The sequence below is a fragment of the Phytoactinopolyspora limicola genome (genome assembly GCF_011320225.1).
GTDB lineage: Bacteria > Actinomycetota > Actinomycetes > Jiangellales > Jiangellaceae > Phytoactinopolyspora > Phytoactinopolyspora limicola.
Genome location: NZ_JAAOEN010000002.1, coordinates 483,599 through 506,429 on the forward strand (window position 1 = coordinate 483,599; position 22,831 = coordinate 506,429).

The following is a 22,831-nucleotide window of genomic DNA, read 5'->3' on the forward strand; positions in this document are numbered from 1 at the left end:
GGAGTGAGCCGGCTCGATGGCGGGAGACATTCGACAGGCTTCGATGGCTCATCGGCGCGACGGTAACCTGGGGTGTTATGGCCAAGTTCGAGTACGCACCGGCACCGGAGTCCCGTGCCATCGTCGACATCAAGAGCTCGTACGGGCTGTTCATCGACGGCGAGTTCGCTGATCCGGCCGGTGGCGGAGCGTTCAAGTCGGTGAATCCAGCCACCGAAGAGGTCCTCGCCGACATCGCCGAGGCTGCTGAAGCCGACGTGGACCGTGCCGTCGCCGCTGCTCGGAAGGCCTACACACAAACCTGGTCGCGCCTGTCCGGCCGAGACCGCGGCAAGTACCTGTTCCGCATCGCGCGGCTGGTCCAGGAACGTTCTCGAGAACTCGCCGTGCTCGAGTCCATCGACAACGGCAAGCCGATCCGCGAGTCCCGCGACGTCGACATCCCACTCGTCGCGGCACATTTCTTCTACTACGCCGGCTGGGCGGACAAACTCGAATACGCCGGGCTTTCGGGTGCCTCGTCCGGGTCTCCGCGGCCCTTCGGGGTGGCCGCCCAGGTGATCCCGTGGAACTTCCCGCTGTTGATGCTCGCCTGGAAGATCGCACCGGCGCTGGCCACTGGCAACACCGTGGTGCTCAAACCCGCCGAGACCACTTCGTTGACCGCGCTGCTGTTCGCGGAGATCTGCCAGCAGGCCGAGCTGCCCCCCGGCGTCGTGAACATCATCACCGGTGCCGGCGAGACCGGGCGCTTGTTGGTGGAGCACCCGGACGTGGACAAAGTAGCCTTCACCGGCTCCACCGAGGTAGGCAAGGCGATCGCTCGCAGTGTCGCCGGAACCACGAAGAAGGCCACGCTGGAGCTGGGCGGCAAGGCTGCCAACATCATCTTCGATGACGCCCCCGTCGACCAAGCCATCGAGGGCATCGTCAACGGCATCTTCTTCAACCAGGGGCACGTGTGTTGCGCGGGCTCTCGCCTGCTGGTGCAGGAGTCCGTGTACGACGACGTGTTGACCAGCCTCAAACGGAGGCTGGGAACACTACGGGTGGGCGACCCGCTGGACAAGAACACCGACGTCGGAGCGATCAACTCCGCTGAGCAACTGGCCCGGATCCGCGAGTTGTCCGACGTCGGCGAGGCCGAGGGCGCCGAGCGGTGGTCATCGCCGTGTGACCTCCCAGACCGTGGTTTCTGGTTTGCGCCCACCGTCTTTACGAGCGTGACCCAGGCGCACCGGATCGCCAGGGAGGAGATCTTCGGCCCGGTGCTGTCCGTACTGACCTTCCGCACGCCGGCTGAGGCGGTGGAGAAGGCGAACAACACCCCGTATGGGCTGTCCGCCGGGGTGTGGACCGACAAAGGCTCCCGAATCCTGTGGATGTCGCAGCAGCTTCGGGCCGGGGTGGTGTGGGCCAACACCTTCAACCGGTTCGACCCCACGTCACCGTTCGGTGGCTACAAGGAGTCCGGATACGGCCGCGAGGGTGGACGGCATGGGCTGGCGGCGTACCTGCGGACGGAGGACCCGGCGTGAACACCTCGGATACCGGTCGAGCGACGAGCATGAAGTTGAGTGTGACGACATGACCGAACGGCTGGCCGTGAAGAAAACATACAAGTTGTACATCGGCGGCAAGTTCCCCCGCTCGGAGTCGGGCCGCTCCTATCCCGTCGCCGACGCCCAAGGCGAGTTTCTGGCCAATGCGGCGTGGGCTTCGCGCAAGGACGCTCGAGACGCGGTGGCGGCGGCCCGCAAGGCATTTCCGGGCTGGTCCGGCGCCACGGCATACAACCGCGGGCAGGTGCTCTACCGGGTGGCCGAGGTGATGGAGGGCCGACGCGCGCAGTTCGTCGACGAGGTCGCCGCTGGTGAGGGTCTGAGTCGCAGCAAGGCCGAGCGCGCGGTCGACGAGTCGATCGACCGTTGGGTGTGGTACGCGGGATGGTCGGACAAGATCGCCCAGGTGGTGGGTTCGAGTAACCCGGTGGCGGGGCCGTACTTCGACTTCTCGGTGCCCGAACCGACCGGGGTGGTGGCTGTGTTAGCCCCGCAGAGCTCGTCGTTGCTGGGGCTGGTCTCGGTGGTGGCGCCGGTACTCGTCGGCGGAAATACGGCCGTGGTGACGTCCTCATATGAACGGCCGCTGCCGGCCATCACGCTCAGTGAGGTACTCGCCACCTCTGACGTCCCGGGCGGCGTCGTCAATATCCTCACTGGACGGGTGGGCGATACCGCGCCGTCGCTGGCTGCACACATGGATGTCAATGCCATCGATCTTGCCGGTGCCGCCCACGATCACGGGAATGCGACACAACTGGAGCTCGCTGCCGCCGAGAACCTCAAACGGGTGATCCGTGCCCCGGAGGCCGAGCCGGACTGGGCCGCACAACCCGGCTTGAACCGGATCACGTCCTTCTTGGAAACGAAGACGGTCTGGCACCCGGTCGGCACCTGACCCTCCCACGTCCCCCAAGTCCCCGTGATCATTGGCTTTTGACTACCGGATTCGGTAGTCAAAAGCCAATGATCACGGGGACTTGGTTTCGAGGTCCACGGTGGGCAGGTGCACTCCGTAGGGCGCGTCGAGCGACGGTTCGGTGCAGGCGTCGTCTACGTCGCCGTCCAGATAGACATCGCCGTCATAGCCATGCTCGTCGTCTCGCATGGACGACAACCGCGGGTAAACGTTGCTACCCCACGGGTCGGCCACTGAGAAGCTCTCACCCCACGGCGCGTCGACGCAGTTCGGCGCCGGCAGCACCAGCGGTGTTCCATCCTGGTTGTACAGGCGTACCCCGATGAGCAGTTCACCATCGGGGCCGTAGGGGAAGATGTTGGACACGTTCTCCCCGTCGGCCAGCCACTGCTCGCCGTACGTGTCGCCGATGTAGTCGCCCTGCGGCTGATACTCGTCCGCGTAGTATTCGTCGTGGTCAGGCCACGTATCGGCGTAGAACACCTGGCCGGCGCTACTGACCATCGACGACGCAACCGCTACCCCCGCCACCAGGGCCGCGGCGTTGACACCCACCATCGCTGTCCGCCAGTCCCCAGCAAGCCTGCCGTCCACCGCGCGCAGTCCGAGCCACACCGACGCAACCGCCGCGGCGAAGAACACGGCCAGGCCAAGGCCGGCTGAGCTGACGTAGCCCACGGCCAATCCCACTATCGCGGCCCGGACCAGCCACCACGCTGGCCGCAGCGAACGTGTATACCCCAGGGCCGGTTCACCCCACGGTTGTCGCCGCAGCCACCGGTCCGCCTTCAGCACGTATGCCGCACCCGGGATGCTGTGCAGTTCGGCACTGCGGTCGTCAGCTCGGGTCGCCAACGCCAGGATGCAGGCCACGGCGGTCACGGAGGCGACGAGCGAGGCCGCCAGCCATGCCATGGCCTCGGGACCGACGAACAAGACACCGGCGACGCCGATGCCGGCGCAGGCGAGGGCCGCTCCCGCCATTACCGCGGCCAGAAACCGCACCGCCCGGCGAAAGACGCCGACTCGGGTGCTGGGTGGTCGCGCGCGGAGCCCGGCCGCGGCCCGCAGATCCGCCGCGTACTGGGCCGGTGACCCCAAGCGGGCGATCAGGATCGCACCGGACAGGCCCTCACCTAACTCGGCCGCCACGGCGTCGAGGTGCTCACGCACGTCGGACAGGATGTCCGCCTGCTCGTCGGCGTCGAGATCCGCGGTCGCGTCCCGGATCTCACCGAGGTACCAGACCACGGCGGGGTGAGTGTCGCGACGTTCCGTGTTGTCCCGCACCACGCCTTCAGGGTCAACGTTCTCGTGTTCGGCGTTCACGCCTTTACCTTTCAGATGTACGTCCGGTGGTCTCACCCAGCAGCCCATCGACGGTGCCAACGAACTCCTGCCAGGTCTTGCCGGATCGGGCCAGCTGGTCGTGGCCGGCTCCGTTCAGGCTGTAGTACTTGCGGTGCGGTCCTTCCAGCGACGGGACCATGTAGGTGGTCAACGCCCCCGATTGGTACAGCCGGCGCAGGGTTCCGTAGACCGAAGCGTCTCCGACCTCGTCGAGCCCGGCGGCCCGTAGCCGGCGCACGACGTCGTATCCGTATCCGTCCGACTCACGGAGCACGGCTAACACGGCGAGGTCGAGTGCTCCTTTGAGGAGCTGACTGGTGTCCATGGTCACCTTCCCATCACCGGCCGATCCAGTATTACGTTAAACACAGTACTGTCTATGACACAGATCCACCACGACCCCGAGGGTCGACACGCCGAGCCGGCACGATCGGCACAGCATCGGCGCCATAGCGCCACGGCATCCGGCCCCACTGCCTCCAGGTACTCGTGCCGGGTCGCTCCGGCACCATCCGCCCCAGCCGTCCAGTAACATCGGCGTCACTCAGAGCTTCCGCCAATAGCTCGGTGGAGCTGAGCCAGTGGAGGAGCGAGCATGGCAAGGCGGAGGAGGAGGTCGATGCGGCGCCACCGATCGACGACGACAACGAAGCCAGGCGACGCTCGTCCGCTGGCTCAGCCCGCCAGCATCTATTGGCGGACGCTCTTATGCGAGTTCTAGTGGTCGAAGACGACGACAGCTTTGCCGACGCGCTCGGCACAGCCCTACGCCGGCATGGCCACGACGTACTGCGCGCCTCCTCCGGTGCCCAAGCCATCGAGGCTCCCCCGGCCGACCTCGTCCTCCTCGACCTCGGCCTACCCGACATCGACGGCATCGAAGTGCTGCGCCGGATCCGCGCCCGCAGCGAGGTCGGCGTCATCGCCATCACCGCCCGTGGCGAAGAGTCACAACGAGTGCTCGGGCTGCGCAACGGCGCCGACGACTACCTGGTCAAGCCGTTTGGTATGGCGGAGCTGTCCGCCCGGATGGACGCCGTACTCCGCCGGTCCCGCCGCTCCAGTCCACCACCGGGGCAACGGCTGCGCATCGGTCTGGTAGAGGTTGACCTCGCCGAACGGGCCGTCTTCTCCGACGCCGGCCCGGTCGCGCTGACCCGCAAGGAGTTCGACCTGCTGGCAGCCCTGATCCGCGCCGGCGGTGCGGTGCTCAGCCGCGACCACATCCTGGCGGAGGTGTGGCAGACCACCTGGCGTGGCGTCGCCCGGAGCCTGGAGGTCCACGTCGCCAGCCTCCGTTCCAAACTCGGCGTACCGGGCCTGATCCAGACGGTACGCGGCGTCGGTTACCGGCTGGCGATCCCGGCCCGGCCGACCGACCCTCCCATCGACGACACCGTCGTCACCATCACCGCCGCTCCTGAAGCGGACGGTCCGGGCCCCCGCTGACGAGGCCCACGTGCGCCGCCGGTTGCTCACCGCGTACCTGCTGATGCTCTTCGCCGTGCTGGTGGCAGTGGCAGTGCCGTATGCCACCTCCACCGCGACCCGCGATACCCAGGCCGTCTTCATCGACCAACTCAACGACACCGCTCGGTTCGCCTCGCTGGCCGAGCCGGCGCTGCGTTCCGGCGAAACCGTCATGCTCGAGGCCGAACTGATCCGCTACGACGAGCTCTACGGCGTCGGTGCGGCCGTGCTCGACATGAACCGGGAGCTGATCGCCGCCTCCCGGACCGGGCTACAGCTGGACGACAACACGATCCACGCTCAGATCGACGCCGGCCTGTCCGGCGAGCGCTCCGGCATCGACCAGGTGGTCTGGCCATGGGACCACGAGCCGCTGGCGTTGGTCGAACCGGTGGGCCGCGGCGGCGAGGTCATCGGAGTGGCGGTGACCGTCGCCGAAACCGGCCAGCTGCGCACGCAGATCCTTCGACAATGGAGCCTGCTCGCCGCCATCGCCGCGGTAGCGATGGCATTATTCACGCTGGCCGCGGTCGCATTGGCCCGGTGGACACTCCGGCCGGTCCAGGATCTGGACGCGGTTGCCCACGACATCAGCGCCGGATCGTTCGACGCTCGAGTGCCGGAGGACGAAGGGCCGGTGGAACTACGCCGGCTGGCGGCGTCGTTCAACACCATGGCCGACACGGTCACCGGCGCACTCACCCGGCAGAAAGCGTTCGTCTCACACGCCAGCCATCAGATGCGCACCCCGCTCGGTGCCCTCCGGCTGCGCCTGGAGAACCTGGCCGAGCACGTCCGTCCCCAAGGCGAGCGGGAACACCAGTTGACCGTCGCGGAGACCTCACGCCTCGCCGGGATCCTCACCGGCCTGCTGGCGTTGGCGAGGGCGGAAGGAAGTGAGCTGGATCTCGTCGAGGTCGACCTCGACGAGGTGGTCGAGGGCCGGCTCTTGGCCTGGGAATCGGTCGCCGCCGCCCAGGGGGCACAACTGCGTCACCTCGGGGGCATCCAGCAGCCCGTCCTCGCGGTGCCGGAAGCACTCGAGCAGGCCATGGACGCGCTCATCGACAATGCGTTGAAGTTCGGCTCCGCCGGCGGCGTCGTCACCCTCCGCACTGGGCTCTGCCCTGTCGTCTCAACCCCACCGACCGACAGAACAACAGCCATCCCGGCTGGAGCGGTGGTCGATACGACGGATACCCCGGTGAGCCCAACCCCGACGGTGCCCATGGCCGAGATCCACGTCGTCGACGACGGCCCCGGGCTCAGCGCCGACGAGCGCGGACACGCACGTGAACGCTTCTGGCGTGCCCCCGCCCACCAGAACATCCCCGGGTCCGGGCTGGGCCTAGCCATCGTCGACGAGTTGATCACCGCATGTGGTGGGGAGTTCACCCTGCTCGACGCCGAGCCGCATGGGCTCGACGCCCGGATCCGGCTGCGGATCAGCGCGAGCGCTCCTCCCGGTAGTACCGAGCCGCCCCATCGTGGAGGTCGAGCGGGTAGGTCGAGAACGCCGCCCGAAGGTTCAGCCGACGCGCCTCAGGATGTGCCCGGGCCAACTCGTCGCGGGCGGTGAACAGTAGCTCCGTCAGTTGGAAAGCCAGAGATTCGTCCATGTCCTCGTGGACGACGAGGTAGTTGGGAACACCGATGGTGGCCGTCGTCGCCGGCATGCCGTACATCGATCGCGGGATGCTGCGCTCGGTGTACAGCTCGCCGAACCGTTCCCGCATCAGTGGAACCTGGTCGCCGAGGTCGACCAGCCGGATCCGGCCGGCCTCGGCCAGCTCTTTGATCGCCGCCGTCGGCAGCCCGGCGGAGAAGAAGAACGCCGAGATCTCCCCTTCCGCGATGGCCACCGCCGACTCGTCGATGTTCAGCCGGTGCCGGTGGATATCGGCTTCGGCGTCCATCTGGGCCACCTCCAAGAGTCGGTCGACGATCACCTCGGTGCCGGATCCGGCCGCTCCCGTGGACACTTCATGCCCACGCAGGTCATCGAGTGTGCGGATGTCGGATTCGATCGCCACGGCCAGGTGAACGTAGTTGTCGTAGAGCCTGGCCAGCGCCCGGATCGGCTGTTGCTCGTCGAACGGGTCAGCCCCTTCGGCGGCCAGCTGCACGGAGTCGGCCAGGCTGAACGCGACCTCGGCGTCACCCGCGACCACCATCCGGATGTTGTCCAACGATGCCGCGGTCTCCAGCACCCGCGGACGTAACCCCGGCAACTGGGTGCCAACCGCGTCGGCCAGGCCGTGCCCGTAGTCGAAATACACGCCGCCCGCACCACCGGTAGCGATGCGCAGATCTCCGGTAGGGCCGTCCTCGGAGCAGGCAGTGGCCGAGCCGGCCAGTATGGCCAGCCCCAGACCCACGGCGGTGAGCAGCCGTCTCATGGCACCCGACCATAGTGACCGCGCTGAGCACACCGCCAGCCGAGGGAAGCTCAGAGCTTGCTCAACTCCCGGGGTCGAACTGGCTACAAATGCCCGTACCCATCGATACCGTCCGTGGCGTCCCGTGATCCGGGTCACCGTGCCATCCACTCGACGACGAGAAGGAGCCTTTCATGCACCGCCGGACCCGCACCACCGCGTTGACCGCTGTGACCTGCGCCGCCATGGCTGCCGCCGCCGGCTGTTCACAGCCGGCGGACCGGGGTGGTGACGACGAACCGAGCAGCCTGTCCATCGCCACGGGCACCACGTCCGGCATCTACTACCCGGTGGGTGGCGCGATGGCGGAGATCATCGACCGCAACGCCGACGGGTTGAGCGCCAGCGCCGAGGCGACGGGGGCATCGGTCGAAAACCTGCGGCTGCTCGGCAGCGGCGAAAGCGACCTGGCGATCTCCCAGGGGGACGTGGTCTACCAGGCGTTCCACGGCGAGGGCGAGTTCGAGGACGAGTCCATCGAGACTCAGACGCTGATGGTGCTCTATCCGAACGTCTACCACGCGGTGTCGCTCGCCTCCATCCACGACCGGCTTGACTTGGCATGCTTCAGCGACGTCGCCGGGCATCGCTTCTCGGTGGGTGCGCCGGGTAGCGGCAACGAACTGGCCACGAACCTCGTGTTCGACGCCCTCGGCATGTCACCGGACTCGGATATCTCGCGGCAACGGTACGCGTACGCGGAGACCGCGCGGGCCCTGCGGGAGGGCCAGGTCGACGCGGGCTCATGGGTCGTCGGTGAAGGCCACGGCTCCCTCGGTGAGCTGGAGGCCACCGACCCGATCCACCTGATCCCGATCTGCGACGACGAACTGAGCCAGGTCACCGACCGGCACCCGTTCTACACACCGCACACGATCGCCGGCGGCACCTATGCGACCGTCGACGACGACGTATCGACCATCGCACTCTGGAACGTCGTCGCCGTCCCGCCGGACATGTCCGAAGAACGTGGCTACGAACTCGCGACGGTCCTGTACGACAACGTCGAGTCCATCAACCAGGTGTACGCCGGCGGCGCCGACTATCTCGTGCTCGAGACGCTGGAGCACAGCCCGGTACCTCTGCACCCCGGGGTCATCCGCTACGCCGAGGAGCAGGGCGTCGAGATCCCCGACGAGCTGCGTCCGTAAGCGGGATCGAGCATGCGCTCCAGGCGGCGACCACGACGTCGCCGAACCCGCACCGCCGTTCTCTCCACCGCCACCTGCACCGCGCTGGCCGCCACCGCATGCGCCGCATCGGGGTCGGCTGGTGCGGGCGCCGGAGATGCGGCCAGCGACGCCTCCGCGTCGCGGCTGTCCGTCGCCACCGGGACCACGTCGGGCATCTACTACCCCGTCGGCGGGGTGATGTCGGAGATCATCAACCGTGAGATCGCCGACACCAGCGCCAGCGTTGAGGCGACCGGCGCGTCGGTAGAGAACCTGCGGCTGCTCGACAGCGGCGACGCCGACCTCGCCATCGCCCAGGGCGACGTCGTCTACCAGGCCGTCCACGGAGAGGGCGAGTTCGCCGGCGAACCGATCGAGGCACAGACCCTGATGGTGCTGTACCCGAACGTGTACCACGCGGTGTCGCTGGCCTCCGTCCACAACCGGCTCGGCCTGGACTGCTTCAGCGACATCGCCGGGCGCCGGTTCTCCGTCGGCGCTCCCGGCAGCGGCAACGAACTGGCGACCAACCTCGTCTTCGACGCCCTGGACCTAGCGCCGGACTCGGACATCTCCCGGCAACACCTCGCCTATGCCGACACCGCACGGGCGCTGTCCGACGGCGAGTTGGACGCTGGGTCGTGGGTGGTCGGCGAGGGCCATGGCTCACTACGTGAGCTGGAGGCCTCCGACCCGATCCACCTGATACCACTCTGCGACGACGAACGCGACCAGATCACCAGGCGATACCCGTTCTACCGCACCCACACGATCCTGGCCGACACCTACACGACCGTGGACCACAACGTCTTGACGATCGCACTGTGGAACGTGGTCGCGGTGAACCCGAGTATGTCCGAGGAACGCGGCTACGAGCTGGCCCGGGCGTTCTACGAGAACACCGACGCGATCGGCCAGGTCTACGACGGCGGCGCCCGGTACTTGACGCTGGGCTCCTTGCAGAACAGTCCGGTCCCCCTGCACCCCGGGCTCACCCGGTACGCCGAGGAGCAAGGTTTCACCGTCCCGGACGAACTCCGAGACCCCGGTCCGGCAGCGGACGGATGATCGCGAGATGGCGAGCGGCTCGCCGGCGGCCACGGGCGGCGGCGGTGGTCACCATGATCACCGCCGGCGCTCTGGTCGCTGCCATGTTCGTGCCGGTGTGGCCCGCGCTGTCGATCCACCCCGACGGTGCCTCAGCCGGCCACGAACGGATCACCGCCGGGGAGCAGTTCGGGCTCAGCTTCGTCCACTCCGTCGACCACCTGCCCGTCGAGGACTGGTACCGCGTCGACGGCGCCGACATCGTGCAGGAGTCCACTCGGCTCCGGCAGTTCGGCGCCGGCATGGGCCACATCGCCGGGGTGGGCCGCGGCCATGATGCGGGCGACTGGTGGGAGATCACCGGAATGGAGCGGCACATCGGCGAACTCGTCGTCCGAGTTGGTAGCGCGGGTGTCGACCACCAGCTGCATCTCGGTGATCGGCGCATCCCGCTGACCCGTTGCTGGGCCGGGCAGCGGGTCACGGTCAGCGCCACCCGCATCTCCACGCTGCGCGTCCTGACCAGCCATCTCCAGCCGTCCGCCTGCGAGCCGTAGCCGGCTGGCGACCACACCCGCACCCGCTACGTCACGGCCTCGTCCCACACCCGCTACGTCATGGCCTCGTCCCACACCCGCCCGGAGACCACGATGACCGCACCACCGATCACCACCGACCACGAACCCGACCTGTCCGGGGAGGTCAAAGGGGCCCCGCTGTGGCGTCAACTCGCCACCGCCCGCTGGGGCGACGGCCGGGCCGGCGCCATCGTCGGCTACGTGGTGCTGCTGTTGGCGCTCGGGTTGGGCGGCTTCCAGATCTACACGGCGCTCAGCCTCCAGCTCGACGCGTTCCTGCAACGCGTTCTGCACTTGATGTTCGTCCTGGTGCTGGTGTTCGTGCTGCGCCCGGCCGGCAAAGGTGCCTGGGCTCGGCGCACCCCCATGGCCGTGGTGGATCTCTGTCTGGTGGCAGCCGCCATCGCCGTCAGCCTGTATCCCGCCCTACTCTTCGATGAGATCGTCGGCCGCCAGGGTGCCCCCATCACCACCGACCTCATCATGGGTACGGTGGCGATCATCTTGCTCCTCGAGGCGTGCCGGCGGGTGATCGGCATGTTCATGGCCGTCCTCGTGGCGTGTTTCCTGTTCTACGCGTGGATCGGTCCGTTCCTGCCCGGTCTGCTGTCGCACCGGGGGTACACCTTCCAGCGGATCGTCTCCCACACTTACCTCTTCCAGGAGGGCATCTACGGTCTTGCCCTCGGCGTCGCGGCCACGTTCGTCTTCATGTTCATCTTCTTCGGCGCCATGCTTCAGAAGACCGGTGGTGGTGCGTTCTTCATCGACGTCGCCTACGCGTTGACCGGCCGCTACCGGGGTGGCCCGGCCAAGGGTGCGGTGGTGGGCAGCGCCATGATGGGGTCGGTGTCCGGCAGTGCTATCGCCAACACCGTCACCACCGGCGCGTTCACCATTCCCATGATGAAGAAGGTGGGCTACCGGCCACATGAAGCTGGTGGCGTGGAAGCGGCGGCGTCCACCGGCGGTCAGCTGCTGCCACCGATCATGGGCGCGGGTGCGTTCGTGATGGCGGAACTGCTGGGTATCCCGTACACCGAGGTGGTCAAGGTGGCCATCATCCCGGCGCTTATGTACTTCGCGGTGATCTTCCTGTTCGTGGACATTCTCGCCCGCCGGCACGGCATCGAGGGCCTCCCCAAGGAGAGCCTGCCCCGGATGCGTGCCGTGTTAACCGGCGGTTTTCACTTCCTCGTGCCGTTCGTGCTGCTCGTCTACCTGCTGACGCAATACGTGACACCGTTGCTGGCCGGGCTCTACGCGACCGCCGTGCTGTTCCTCGTCGCCATGCTCCGGGCCAGCAGCCGGTTGAGCGTGAAAGACCTCGCCGAGGTGTTCATGCTGGCCGCACGGAACACCATGGGGGTCACCGTCGCTACGGCGGCGGCCGGGATCGTCGTCGGTGTCGTGGGGCTGACCGGGCTCGGACTGAAGTTCTCCAGCATGGTGGTCAGCGTCGGCGGCGGGCACCTGTTCCCCACCCTCATCATGGTGGCCCTGGCCTCCCTGATTCTCGGCATGGGCCTACCGGTGACCGCGTCGTACATCGTCGTGGCCGTACTGGCGGTGCCCGCACTCGACGACCTCGGGCTGCCGCTGCTCGTCGCGCACATGATCGTCTACTGGTACAGCCAGGACTCCAACGTGACACCGCCCATCGCACTGGCCGGATTCGCCGCCTCCGGCGTGGCCGGCTCCAGCCCGATGCGCACCGGGGTCGCGGCGTGGAAGTTCGCCAAGGGGCTGTACCTGATCCCCCTCCTGATGGCCTACTCACCGCTGCTGCTGAACGGCACCGTGCCGGAGGTGGTGGTGGCGGTGCTGAGCGGGCTGGTCGGACTCTTGACGTTCGCCGTGGCCATCGAAGGGTATTGGCTGCAGAAGACGCTGCTCCTGGAGCGGCTGGCCGCGGCCGGCGCGACCGCGCTGCTGCTGGTGCCGACCGCCATCACCGACGTCGCAGGTGCGGTCCTGGCCGCCGCCATGATCGTCTCGCAGGTCCGCCGGCACCGCCACGCTCACACGTCCCCATGATCATGAACACTTTGCCGGGCTATAGCCCGGCAAAGTGTTCATGATCATGGGGACGTGGCTCGGCCGGCGAGCGTAGCGTGGAACCATGAGCAGCTACTACTCACCCAGGCGAGGCGGGCTGAGCCGGCCTCGCGAGGGCCGCATGATCGGCGGTGTCTGCGCGGGTCTGGCCCGGCGCTTCGGCATCAGCGCCACCGCGATGCGCATCATCGCCGTACTCTCCTGCCTACTGCCTGGCCCCAGCGTCGTGATCTATCTCGTCCTCTGGGTGGTTATACCCAGCGAGACCTGACCGCTTGCCCCGCGCCCGCGCCCACGTCCGCGGGCGCGAACAAGAATCACGCCGGTGGCCGGAGGTCAGCCAGGGTGCGCTGCGCCACCAGCGCCGCGTATCCGGGTTTGACGACGTCGTTGATCAACGCGAGCCGCTCGTCGAACGGGATGAACGCACTCTTCAAGGCATTGACCGTGAACCACCGGAAATCGTCCAGGTCGTAGCCGAACGCTTCGGACAGCACCGCGAACTCGTGAGACATCGACGTCCCGCTCATCAGCCGGTTGTCGGTGTTCACCGTGACCCGGAAGCGAAGCCGGGTGAGCAGGCCGAACGGATGCTCGGCAATCGACGCCGCCGCACCCGTCTGCACGTTCGACGACGGACACAACTCCAGCGGTATCCGCTTGTCGCGGACGTAGGCAGCCAGCCGCCCCAGCCGCGGCCGGGTGTCCGCACTCGTCTCGATATCGTCCACGATCCGCACCCCGTGCCCCAACCGGTCGGCACCACACCATTGCAGGGCTTCCCAGATCGACGGCAGTCCGAACGCCTCACCCGCGTGAATCGTGAAGTGTGCGTTCTCACGGCGCAAATACTCGAACGCGTCCAAGTGGCGGGTGGGCGGGAAACCGGCCTCGGCGCCGGCGATGTCGAACCCGACCACACCGGCCTCGCGGTACCTGACCACCAGCTCCGCGATCTCCCGCGACCGCGCCGCATGCCGCATCGCGGTCAACAAGGTGGCCACCCGGATCGGCCGTCCGGAGGCGGCCGATCGTTGCTCACCCAATCGGAAACCGTCTTCGACCGCCTGAACAACCTCGTCCAGCGTGAGGTCACCGTCCAGGTGCTGTTCAGGGGCGTAACGCACCTCGGCGTACACGACGCCATCGGCGGCCAGATCCTCGGCGCATTCGGCCGCCACCCGGACCAGCGCCTCACGTGTCTGCATCACGGCCACCGTGTGCTGGAACGTCTCCAGGTAGCGCTCCAGCGACCCCGAATCCGCCGCCGCCACGAACCATTCGCGCAACTCGTCCGGTCCGCTCGCCGGAAGCTCGTGACCGATCTCCGCGGCCAGTTCTACGACCGTCGCCGGCCGCAGGCCGCCGTCCAGGTGGTCATGGAGCACCACCTTGGGCGCGGCCAGGATCTCCTCCGGCGTAGGTGTCATGTGTGCGACCGTACACCCCGCACCCGGTGACCAACGGCCCGTGTTGGTCTCAGGTCTGCCCGATAACCTCGTGGTGTGGCGCAAAATGTTTACATCGCCTCGGTCACCGGCGAGACCGGCAAGTCGACCGTCGCACTCGGGGTGCTGACCAGCCTGTCCAGACGGATCGGCCGCGTCGGCGTCTTCCGGCCGATCGTGCGCACCGACCGTCGAGCACTCACCAGTGATCTCCCCGGCGGCGGTCACAACCAGGCCGACGACCACAACACGTCCGCGGCCCCCACCGCCCCCCGTCGTCGCGACCACGTTCTGGAGCTGCTCCTGGAGCACGCCGGCGTCGACCTACCGTACGAGGTCTGTGCCGGAGTCACCTACGACGATGTTCACGCCGACCGCGACGCCGCCTTGGAAACCATCCTGCGGCGTTATCACCACATGGCCGAGCGCTGCGCGGCCGTGGTGATCGTCGGCAGCGACTACACCGACGTCGACAACCCCACCGAGTTCTCGTTCAACGCTCGGATCGCCGCCAACCTCGGCGCCCCCGTGCTTCTGGTCCTCAACGGCCGCGACCGCCGCCCCGACGAGCTGCGGGCCGTCGCCGACGCCGCCGTCACCGAGCTCAAGGCCAACTCCGGCCATCTCCTGGGCATGGTGGTCAACCGGGTGGCTCCGCCGCTGCTGGACGAGGTGCGCACGGCACTCGACTCACCGTCGCCGGTGTACGCGCTGCCCGAGGAACCACTGCTATCCGCGCCCACTCTCACCGATCTGCTTGGTCTGGGTGGGCAGCTCTACCGGGGTGACCCGGAGCGGCTCGGCCGGGAGATCCATGGATTCGTCGTGGCCGGCATGACCCTGCCCAACGTCCTCGACCGGTTGGTAGACGACGCGGTAGCCATCGCCCCGTCGGACCGATCCGACGTGCTGCTCGGCCTGCTCATGGCCCATGCCTCGACGACGTTCCCCAACCTCGCCGGGATCGTGCTCAACGGCGGGTTCCCGCTGCCACCGCAGGTGATCCAACTCATCGACGGCCTCGACATCAACCTGCCGATCATCACCATGGATGGCGACACGTTCGCCACCGCCACTGCGCTGGCCGGTGTCCGCGGCCGACTCACCAAAGACGCCGTCCGCAAGGTCGAGACCGCGCGCCGGCTGTTCGACGACCACGTCGACGACCACGAACTCCTCGACCGGCTGGACGTCACTCGCAGCCAAGTGGTGACGCCGCTGATGTTCGAGCATCAGCTGGTGGAACGGGCCCGAACACAGAGACGGCACATCGTCCTGCCCGAGGGTGAGGAGGAACGGATCGTTCGCGCGGCCGACTCGGTGCTACGCCAGGGCATCGCCGACCTGACCCTGCTCGGCCGCCCGGAGCAGGTGGCGGCGGTCGCCACCCGGGCCGGAGCCGATATCGACGACGCGCGTGTGATCGATCCACACCACAGCGCCTGGCGGGAAGAGTTCGCGACTGAATACGCCCGTCGCCGCGCCCACCGCGGAGTGACCCTTGAGACCGCCCGCGACCACGTGGTGGACGTCTCCTACTTCGGCACCATGATGGTGCTGCTCGGTTATGCCGACGGAATGGTGTCGGGGGCGGTGCACACCACGGCACACACGATCCGACCGGCCTTCGAGGTGATCAAGACCGGCTCCGGGGTGTCGACGGTGTCCAGCGTGTTCTTCATGTGCCTGGACGACCGCGTGCTCGTGTACGGAGACTGCGCGGTCAACCCGGACCCCGACGCCGAGCAGCTGGCGGACATCGCGATCTCGTCGGCCCACACGGCCGAGGAGTTCGGTGTATCGCCGCGGGTGGCCATGCTCTCGTACTCGACCGGAGAGTCAGGATCCGGCGCCGACGTGGACAAGGTGCGGTCAGCGACCGTCCTGGCCCGCCAACGCCGTCCCGATCTGTCGATCGAAGGTCCGATTCAGTATGACGCCGCGGTGGACGCCGGCGTCGCGCGGACCAAACTCCCCGACAGCGACGTAGCCGGCCGGGCCACGGTGTTCGTTTTTCCGGATCTGAACACCGGCAACAACACCTACAAGGCGGTACAGCGCAGCGCTGGCGCGGTGGCGATCGGGCCGGTCCTGCAGGGTCTGCGCAAACCGGTGAACGACCTATCTCGCGGAGCCCTGGTACGCGACATCGTCAACACCATCGCGATCACCGCCATCCAGGCACAGACACCCGACCACTAAGAGCTTCGACCGATCTATTGGTGGAAGCTCCAACGTGCCCGGATTCAGCGCTGGGCGAGTGCCGCGATGTGGTCGATCTGGCCGAGCGCGATGTCAAGATCCCGGGCAGGGTACATGCCGATGCTCTCCACCCCTTCCGCCTCCAGCGCCTCGACGTGTTCGAGGGCGTCCTCCGCAGTGCCGATGGGAGCGATGTGTGTCCACCACTCCCGTGGCATGGTGACCAGGCTGTCGACCCCGTGCCGGGTGTACCGGGCCAGCAACTCGTCGACGAACGGCCACGCACGCACACCTGCCGACGGCTCGTCGAGCAGCCCGGCCAGCCACGGCGCCATAGCGCGGTAGGCGTCCTTGCGCTCAGGCTCGATACAGACGACGGAGAACACTCCAACATGGAAAGGAGAAGGGTGCCCGGCCTGCTCGAGGGCGAGCCGCACGTAGGAGGGGCTGGCCGGCTCCGCGAGCAACACACCGCCAGCCACCCGACCAGCCATGGCCATCGACTTAGGCCCCCGCACCCCGGCCAGCAGCGGTGGGACGTCGGCCGGTGGATGATACAACTGGACGTCGTCGAGGTGGACGTATTCGCCGTGTGTGGTGACCTTCTCGCCGGCCAGCAACCGGCCGACGGCCGTCATCACCTCGTCGAGGGCGCGCACCGGGGAGCGCGGCCGAGTGCCCATCTGTGCCATCCACGACTGCACACCATGACCAATACCCGGCAACACGCGGCCTGGACCCAGCCCGCAGAGAGTGGCGATCTCCATGGCGGTGATGGCGGGGTTGCGGGCCACGGCTGGCAGAATGCCGATGCCGACGGTGAGTCGCTCACTCACCGAGAGCGCGGATGCCGCCAGACTGACACCGGCGGTGTAGAAGCAATCTTCGATCACCCAGAGCTGGTCGACCCGATGGTCGAGGCGGCGAGCGACGTCGACCACAGCTGCAGCAGGGAACGTCCGATCGAAGCACATGCCGAGCCGGGCTCGTGTTGTCACCATAACGAGACCGTATCGGTGGACACTGACAGAACCGGGATAGCACACAGGAATGTTCGGGGTGTTGTGATGAGCGCCAGAGTGCTCGTGCTCAACTGCGGCTCGTCGTCGATCAAGTACCAGCTGATCGACACTGAAGACGCAGCCGTGTTGGCTCGCGGGCTGGTCGAACGGATCGGCGAGGAGCACGGCGAGGTCCACCACGAATCACGCGGCACGTCCACCAACCACCAGCTCGAGATCCCTGACCACGAGGCAGGGTTGAAGGCGATGCTGGAGGTATTCGACGCAGCGGGTCCGTCGCTGGCCGACGCCGACGTCACCGCCGTGGGCCATCGCGTGGTGCATGGCGGCGAGGCCTACTCCGGCCCGGTCGTCATCGACGACGCCGTCGAGGACACCATCGACCAACTGTCCGCCCTGGCACCGCTGCACAACCCACCCAATCTCGTCGGCATCCGGGTAGCCCGCCAGGTGCTCGGCGACCTCCCACACGTCGCCGTCTTCGACACCGCCTTCCACCAGACCCTGCCGCCGGCGGCCTACACGTACGCGCTCGACACCGGTATCGCCCACCACCATGGTGTGCGGCGCTACGGTTTCCACGGCACGTCCGTGGCGTACGTCGCCCGTACCGCCGCCGAATACCTGGAACGCGACCCGCAGCGCACCAACCTCATCGTGTTACACCTCGGCAACGGCGCGTCGGCCACGGCGATCCGAGCCGGCCGGTCCGTCGACACCTCGATGGGTCTGACTCCGCTCGAGGGCCTGGTCATGGGGTCCCGCAGCGGCGACGTCGACCCTGGTGTGCTGCTGCACCTACTACGCAGCGGACAGCTGTCGGTCGACGATCTCGACGAACTGCTCAACCGGCGGAGCGGGATGATCGGCCTGTGTGGAGAGCGGGATCTGCGTACGGTCCACCGGTTGGCGGCCGACGGCGACGCGGCGGCCCGGCTAGCGCGGGACGTGTACTGTCATCGAATCCGCCACTACGTCGGCGCCTACCTCGCGGTCCTTGGCGAGACACACGCGGTGGTCTTCACCGGTGGTGTCGGCGAGAACGATGCGTGGGTCCGCTCCCGGTCGTTGTCGGGTCTGCGCGGTCTGGGCATCGAGGTCGACCATGTGCGCAACAGTTCTCAGATGCGCCGACCGCGGCTGATCTCACCCGACGGCGCCCGAACGGCCGTGCTCGTTGTCCCGACGGATGAGGAGTTGGAGATCGCCCGCCAGGCGGTCGCCGTCGTCTCTCCTTGATCATGTGCGAGTTACACCCCTCGGGGCGGGTGTAACTCGCACATGATCAAGGGCCTCCGTGCCGCTGCCGGCGACGAGTTCCCCCTCGACGTGCCGAGTAAAGTGGACCGACGTGGCCGTACTTCTCCAGAACCCGGTGCGCTCGTACGCCTGGGGCTCCCCCACCGTCATTCCCGAACTGCTCGGCCAGGAGCCGGACGGACAACCGCAGGCGGAGCTGTGGGTGGGGGCCCATCCGGGCTCGCCGTCGATCGTTGCCGGTGACGGCCGCACGCTGGGCGAATACGTCGCCGCGGCCCCTGCCGGGACCCTCGGCCCGGCTGTTGCGGAGCGCTTCGGCGGCACACTCCCCTACCTGCTGAAGATCCTGGCCATCGAACGGCCGCTGTCGATCCAGGCACATCCCACCATCGAGCAGGCCATCGAGGGGTACCACGCCGAGGAACAGGCCGGCGTGCCGTTGAGTTCACCAAAGCGGTCCTACCGAGACCGCAACCACAAACCGGAGATGGTGGTGGCACTCACCGAATTCGAGGCGCTGCTGGGGTTCCGGGAGCCGGCAGAGGTCGCGGCGGCGTTGGACCGCATCGGCCGGCCCGAGTTCACCGAGGCCACCACCATGCTCCGGGCGGACGACGGGCTACGTGTACTGGTCAGTCACTGGCTTGCGCTACCAGAAGCGGAAGCTGACGCCCTCGTGGCCACACTCACCGAGGCCGCGGTCCGGCACCGTGATGACGATCCGTTCAGCGTCGTCAACGAACTAGCCGAGGTGTACCCGGGTGATCGGGGGCTGCTGCTGGCGTTCCTGCTGCGTCCGGTACGCCTAACCCCGGGGCAGGCGGCGTTCGTCGCGGCCGGTGTGCCGCACGCCTACCTGTCCGGGGTGGCCGTTGAGCCGCAGGCCAGCTCGGACAACACGCTGCGGGCCGGGCTCACCCCCAAACACGTCGACGCCGCTGAGCTCCAGCGCATCCTGAAATACGAGCCGGATGGTGGATTACTCGTCGAACCGCGTGCACTACAGCCCGGCGAGCAGCTCTACCCGGTCCCCGGGTTAGACGAATTCCGGCTGAGCAAGCTAGATCTCACCGGCGCTCCGCTGCGCCCCAGCGGCGCCGGTCCACGGGTGGTCCTCGTGGTCGACGGCACCGCTACCCTGCGGTCCGCCGACCAAGAAGTGGAGTTGCCCAGTGGGCACGCCGCATTCGTTCCGGCATCCGAACCCGACATCGCCCTCACCGGACCAGCGACGGCGTTCACGGTCACCCCAGACATCGAGTGATCGTTGCCGGATCCGCGCCTCTTCCCTTGGTGATCGAAGTCAAGATCGTGTCGCTATAGCGACACGATCTTGACTTCGATCACCGCGCGCGAGGACGCGGATCCGGCAACGATCACGGAGCTCTTAGAACTGGCCGGTGGTGGTCCCGCCGCCGCCCGCCGCCGGGGTAATGGCGACGTTGTTGGCGCCGGGTTGCCACTCGTCGACGGTGTCCGGGTAGTTCGCCTCCTGCCGCTTGATGCACTTCCATTCCACCGTCGTCGTCGGCGGGAGTTGGCCAACGGTACCGGTCCACGTCGGGTAACTGGTCGGTTCTAGCTTCACCGCGCTGGCCGCGGACCACTCACCCAGCTGAGGGATATTCCCGACGACGTACACCGACTGCCCGGGTGTTGTCTGCCCGCCCTCGCAGACGAAGTCCAACGACACCGGCTGCTCGCCCAGCGTGAACTGGAACGACTTCGCTGTGGCCACACTCAGCGACCCGGACTTCGCCACCACCAGGTTGCCGCCGGCGTTATACCAGCCGCTCGGCGCGGCGTCGAAATCGGCCTTGGTGGCGTACCTGGTCAGCGGAGTGCCGTTCATCGTCACCGCCGATGCCTGGGTGTCCTCCACCACCAACTCGACGACGGAGTCCCGGCTGCCCGCCGCGCCGTCGAACGTGCCGCTCGCACCGGCGACGGTGACAGTCGCCGTCGAACCAGCCAGTTGCTGGGCCAACTGCGTCGTACGGACCGCACCGTCGTGATAGGCGACGGTGGCCCCGTCGTCCTCGTACAGGGTGAAGCTGCTGGCCGCCTCGTCGGCGTAGACCCGCACGATCAGCTCATCACGTGTGCTGTCGTCGCGCCGTCGCCCGTCGACGTTCATCGTCTGCTCGTCGACGTACATCCGGGGAATCAATGCTCCGGCGCGGGCGAACGCGGGCAGCCGGAAGTCCCCGTTCACCGACAGCGGGACGTCCTCGATCCACTCGCCGTCGCTGTGGAACCACTCGTTGGTGTGGTAGTTGACCCACGATCCCTCCGGGAGGTAGACGTCGCGCTGCCGTTCACCCGCGCCCGCGACGACTCCCACCAGTAGATCCTGGCCGACCATCTTCTGATGCCCCATCTCTCGCACCACCGGATCGTCCTGGTGGTAGTACACCAGCGGCGGCACCACCGGCTCGCCGTAGCGATGTGCCCGGTGCGCCAGCGAGTAGTAGTAGGGCGTGAGTTCGTACCGCTGGCGGATGTTGGCTAGATTGCTGGCGACGTCGCCGATCTCGGCCGGTGAGGTCGCTTCGCAGTTGCACAGGTTCTCCGCGTGCGGCCGCACCGGCACCTCGAACCACGAGCCGTTGGCGAACCACTGCGTATACATCTCATCGAGGTCGGAGTCGAGCATCTCGCGGCGGAACCCGCCGATGTCCGATCCGTAGTAGTCGATGCCCGACATCGACATGTGCATCTGGGTGTTCTGCTGCGCCGCCAGCGCGGTCAGCTTGGAACCGATGTCGGCGGACCACATGGCTGTACCGAACCGCTGCAGACCGGCGGCACCGGAACGGCTGAGCAGAAACGGCCGCCGGGTTTCCTGCGCTTCCGCATAGCCCCGGGCGATACTCTCCGCCCACTTGAGGTTGTACATGTTGTGGTAGTCGGCGTGAGCATGTTTACCTGGCAGCACCCCAGCGGTCCAATCCGACGGGCTGTACATCTCCGGCTCGCCGAGGTCCAGCCAATGGCCGAGCACACCGTCGTCGATCAGCGGCGCCCGCTTGCTCTGGTGCCAATAGTCACCGGCGTCGTCCTGGGTCCAGTCGATCATTCCGCCCCGTCCCCACCAGTCGTTGTGGGTGAGATAGACGGGATCACAGGTGGAGCAGCCGTCTCGGACCAGGTAACCGCGCGACGCCAGGTCCGCGTGTTCCGCCAGGGCTCGCCCGATGTAGGACTCTTCGATCGTCATGATGCCGACACCGTCGTCGTCCTCGTACGACGCGATCCGACCCGCCGGGTCGGGAAAGGCCGACGTGTCCCAGCTCATCGACCCCATGGCGGTGTGGTCCGAGCCGGGCTGAACTCCGCCGAACCAGTCCAGGTCCAGCACGAATCCGTCTACCGGGAACTCCTCGGTACGCAGCGTGTCCAGCCGGTCGTCCACCTCGTCCCAGCTCTCGTAACCGAACTCGGACACCCACAAGCCCAGCGCCTTCTTCGGCGGCACCGGCGGATGCCCGGTGAGTTCCATGTAGTCCTGCCGCAGATCCGGCAGGTCGGGGCCGGCCATGGTGTACCAGCGGATCTCGTCACCCCAGGTCCGCACGGTCCAGGGATCGCCGGCGAGATCCCACTCGGTTTTGTACACGTGATCCAGGAAGAACCCGTAGCCGGTGCGGTCCGGCCCGATAGCGAACAGCACCGGGATCTGCGTGTTCCCCACCGGGCCGTTGTCGGGGTCGTAGACCATGGCGTTGCCATACTGTCCGCCGGGGGTACGGATCCGGCCCACCCAGTCGCCGTCCGCGCTGCCGCCGGTGAAGAACTGCTGGCCAAGCCCGTAGGCGTTCTCCATCCCCTCCTTGGTGATGTCCAGACCCTTCCAGCCATGGGTGAGATCCACCGGGCAGACAGTGTGCAGCACCACCTCGGGAGTCCGCGTGGTGTCGGTGACCGTGGAACACAGCGTGCTCGAATCAACCTCCACCCGCAGATCGGCCGTCGCCAGCGTGGACCCGTCCTGGCTGAAACTGCTCGGGCCGGGATAGCCGGTCGCGGCCACCTGTTCGGTGGTGAACAGCGGCGACGACGTTCCCGGACTCGGGCTGACACCAGACACCTCGAAGTGCACGAGATCATCGTCGAGCACCTCGACGATCAGGTAGCTGCTGCCCGAACTGAACTCCACCCGTTCCACGCCCGCCGCTTGAGCAGCCGGCTGGGCAGCCGCGTCCGTCACCGTCGACGGCAACAACGTGGCAGCCAGCAGCACACCCGCAACGGGCAGGGCGAGCAGCGACATCGGTCGCGATGCGCGCATTCCGGCTCCCTTCG

At 67.4% G+C, this 22,831-nt stretch carries 17 protein-coding genes and 1 pseudogene; 12 read left to right on the top strand and 6 right to left on the bottom strand.

The annotated features are described in order from the left end of the window. Nucleotides 1–77 precede the first annotated feature (77 nt). Both G8760_RS07910 and G8760_RS07915 read left to right on the top strand, forming a co-directional pair. Nucleotides 78–1,538: an aldehyde dehydrogenase family protein gene (locus G8760_RS07910; protein ID WP_166349396.1), complete on the top strand. Its 1,461-nt coding sequence runs from the start codon at nucleotides 78–80 to the stop codon at nucleotides 1,536–1,538. Between the two features lie 49 nt (nucleotides 1,539–1,587). Continuing rightward, nucleotides 1,588–2,460 (top strand): aldehyde dehydrogenase family protein, encoded by an 873-nt coding sequence (locus tag G8760_RS07915; RefSeq protein ID WP_166349399.1) that lies wholly within the window; start codon nucleotides 1,588–1,590, stop codon nucleotides 2,458–2,460. 72 nt (nucleotides 2,461–2,532) lie between these two features. Here the strand turns inward: G8760_RS07915 and G8760_RS07920 are convergent, their stop codons facing one another. Further along, nucleotides 2,533–3,810, bottom strand: a complete 1,278-nt coding sequence (locus G8760_RS07920) for a DUF1700 domain-containing protein (RefSeq protein ID WP_166349402.1) — start codon at nucleotides 3,808–3,810, stop codon at nucleotides 2,533–2,535. A gap of 4 nt (nucleotides 3,811–3,814) precedes the next feature. Then, nucleotides 3,815–4,156 carry a PadR family transcriptional regulator gene (locus G8760_RS07925; protein WP_166349405.1) on the bottom strand — a complete coding sequence of 114 codons (342 nt, stop codon included), beginning with the start codon at nucleotides 4,154–4,156 and terminating at the stop codon, nucleotides 3,815–3,817. A 242-nt stretch (nucleotides 4,157–4,398) separates the two neighbouring features. Between G8760_RS07925 and G8760_RS07930 the strand changes: the two genes are divergently transcribed. Then, nucleotides 4,399–5,280, top strand: a complete 882-nt coding sequence (locus tag G8760_RS07930) for a response regulator transcription factor (RefSeq protein ID WP_246222473.1) — start codon at nucleotides 4,399–4,401, stop codon at nucleotides 5,278–5,280. A 526-nt stretch (nucleotides 5,281–5,806) separates the two neighbouring features. Further along, nucleotides 5,807–6,733: pseudogene (locus tag G8760_RS30205) on the top strand (sensor histidine kinase); the annotation flags it as partial. Between the two features lie 13 nt (nucleotides 6,734–6,746). On the opposite strand, the gene G8760_RS30210 reads toward G8760_RS30205, so the two are convergent. Then, entirely contained in the window at nucleotides 6,747–7,700 is a 954-nt protein-coding gene (locus G8760_RS30210) for a TAXI family TRAP transporter solute-binding subunit (protein ID WP_246222474.1), read from the bottom strand. A gap of 173 nt (nucleotides 7,701–7,873) precedes the next feature. Here G8760_RS30210 and G8760_RS07940 point away from each other — a divergent pair, with 173 nt between their 5' ends. The 5 genes from G8760_RS07940 (at nucleotide 7,874) to G8760_RS07960 (ending at nucleotide 12,865) form a co-directional block, all read left to right on the top strand. After that, nucleotides 7,874–8,890 carry a TAXI family TRAP transporter solute-binding subunit gene (locus G8760_RS07940; protein WP_166349411.1) on the top strand — a complete coding sequence of 339 codons (1,017 nt, stop codon included), beginning with the start codon at nucleotides 7,874–7,876 and terminating at the stop codon, nucleotides 8,888–8,890. A gap of 12 nt (nucleotides 8,891–8,902) precedes the next feature. Further along, the gene (locus tag G8760_RS07945) at nucleotides 8,903–9,979 is read left to right on the top strand and encodes a TAXI family TRAP transporter solute-binding subunit (protein ID WP_166349414.1); all 1,077 of its coding nucleotides are present in this window, start codon (nucleotides 8,903–8,905) and stop codon (nucleotides 9,977–9,979) included. Further along, on the top strand, nucleotides 9,976–10,515 hold the full coding sequence (locus G8760_RS07950) for a DUF1850 domain-containing protein (RefSeq protein WP_166349419.1): 540 nt from the start codon (nucleotides 9,976–9,978) through the stop codon (nucleotides 10,513–10,515). The genes G8760_RS07945 and G8760_RS07950 overlap by 4 nt, the downstream gene beginning before the upstream one ends. Nucleotides 10,516–10,608: 93 nt before the next feature. Beyond that, the gene (locus G8760_RS07955; protein WP_207782130.1) at nucleotides 10,609–12,573 is read left to right on the top strand and encodes a TRAP transporter permease; all 1,965 of its coding nucleotides are present in this window, start codon (nucleotides 10,609–10,611) and stop codon (nucleotides 12,571–12,573) included. Between the two features lie 85 nt (nucleotides 12,574–12,658). After that, nucleotides 12,659–12,865 (top strand): PspC domain-containing protein, encoded by a 207-nt coding sequence (locus G8760_RS07960; protein ID WP_166349427.1) that lies wholly within the window; start codon nucleotides 12,659–12,661, stop codon nucleotides 12,863–12,865. Between the two features lie 46 nt (nucleotides 12,866–12,911). On the opposite strand, the gene G8760_RS07965 is transcribed toward G8760_RS07960, so the two are convergent. Continuing rightward, the gene (locus G8760_RS07965) at nucleotides 12,912–14,024 is read right to left on the bottom strand and encodes an adenosine deaminase (protein WP_166349430.1); all 1,113 of its coding nucleotides are present in this window, start codon (nucleotides 14,022–14,024) and stop codon (nucleotides 12,912–12,914) included. Between the two features lie 75 nt (nucleotides 14,025–14,099). Here G8760_RS07965 and pta point away from each other — a divergent pair, with 75 nt between their 5' ends. Then, on the top strand, nucleotides 14,100–16,244 hold the full coding sequence (gene pta, locus G8760_RS07970) for a phosphate acetyltransferase (protein ID WP_166349434.1): 2,145 nt from the start codon (nucleotides 14,100–14,102) through the stop codon (nucleotides 16,242–16,244). Between the two features lie 44 nt (nucleotides 16,245–16,288). Here the strand turns inward: pta and G8760_RS07975 are convergent, their stop codons facing one another. Further along, on the bottom strand, nucleotides 16,289–17,245 hold the full coding sequence (locus tag G8760_RS07975; protein ID WP_207782131.1) for an LLM class flavin-dependent oxidoreductase: 957 nt from the start codon (nucleotides 17,243–17,245) through the stop codon (nucleotides 16,289–16,291). Between the two features lie 66 nt (nucleotides 17,246–17,311). Here G8760_RS07975 and G8760_RS07980 point away from each other — a divergent pair, with 66 nt between their 5' ends. Both G8760_RS07980 and manA read left to right on the top strand, forming a co-directional pair. Continuing rightward, nucleotides 17,312–18,505: an acetate/propionate family kinase gene (locus tag G8760_RS07980; protein WP_166349437.1), complete on the top strand. Its 1,194-nt coding sequence runs from the start codon at nucleotides 17,312–17,314 to the stop codon at nucleotides 18,503–18,505. Nucleotides 18,506–18,617: 112 nt separating this feature from the next. Further along, complete coding sequence (gene manA, locus G8760_RS07985; protein ID WP_166349440.1) at nucleotides 18,618–19,790, top strand: mannose-6-phosphate isomerase, class I; 1,173 nt, start codon at nucleotides 18,618–18,620, stop codon at nucleotides 19,788–19,790. 123 nt (nucleotides 19,791–19,913) lie between these two features. On the opposite strand, the gene G8760_RS07990 is transcribed toward manA, so the two are convergent. After that, nucleotides 19,914–22,817 carry a TIM-barrel domain-containing protein gene (locus tag G8760_RS07990; RefSeq protein ID WP_207782132.1) on the bottom strand — a complete coding sequence of 968 codons (2,904 nt, stop codon included), beginning with the start codon at nucleotides 22,815–22,817 and terminating at the stop codon, nucleotides 19,914–19,916. Nucleotides 22,818–22,831 lie beyond the last annotated feature (14 nt).

What these genes read in the sequence shown, in the direction of transcription:
- G8760_RS07910 (WP_166349396.1), top strand. Translation starts at nt 78, where the DNA reads ATGGCCAAGTTCGAGTACGCACCGGCACCGGAGTCCCGTGCCATCGTC.
- G8760_RS07915 (WP_166349399.1), top strand. Translation starts at nt 1,588, where the DNA reads ATGACCGAACGGCTGGCCGTGAAGAAAACATACAAGTTGTACATCGGC.
- G8760_RS07925 (WP_166349405.1), bottom strand. Translation starts at nt 4,156, where the DNA reads ATGGACACCAGTCAGCTCCTCAAAGGAGCACTCGACCTCGCCGTGTTA.
- G8760_RS30210 (WP_246222474.1), bottom strand. Translation starts at nt 7,700, where the DNA reads ATGAGACGGCTGCTCACCGCCGTGGGTCTGGGGCTGGCCATACTGGCC.
- G8760_RS07940 (WP_166349411.1), top strand. Translation starts at nt 7,874, where the DNA reads ATGCACCGCCGGACCCGCACCACCGCGTTGACCGCTGTGACCTGCGCC.
- G8760_RS07945 (WP_166349414.1), top strand. Translation starts at nt 8,903, where the DNA reads ATGCGCTCCAGGCGGCGACCACGACGTCGCCGAACCCGCACCGCCGTT.
- G8760_RS07950 (WP_166349419.1), top strand. Translation starts at nt 9,976, where the DNA reads ATGATCGCGAGATGGCGAGCGGCTCGCCGGCGGCCACGGGCGGCGGCG.
- G8760_RS07955 (WP_207782130.1), top strand. Translation starts at nt 10,609, where the DNA reads ATGACCGCACCACCGATCACCACCGACCACGAACCCGACCTGTCCGGG.
- G8760_RS07960 (WP_166349427.1), top strand. Translation starts at nt 12,659, where the DNA reads ATGAGCAGCTACTACTCACCCAGGCGAGGCGGGCTGAGCCGGCCTCGC.
- G8760_RS07965 (WP_166349430.1), bottom strand. Translation starts at nt 14,024, where the DNA reads ATGACACCTACGCCGGAGGAGATCCTGGCCGCGCCCAAGGTGGTGCTC.
- G8760_RS07975 (WP_207782131.1), bottom strand. Translation starts at nt 17,245, where the DNA reads ATGGTGACAACACGAGCCCGGCTCGGCATGTGCTTCGATCGGACGTTC.
- G8760_RS07980 (WP_166349437.1), top strand. Translation starts at nt 17,312, where the DNA reads ATGAGCGCCAGAGTGCTCGTGCTCAACTGCGGCTCGTCGTCGATCAAG.
- G8760_RS07990 (WP_207782132.1), bottom strand. Translation starts at nt 22,817, where the DNA reads ATGCGCGCATCGCGACCGATGTCGCTGCTCGCCCTGCCCGTTGCGGGT.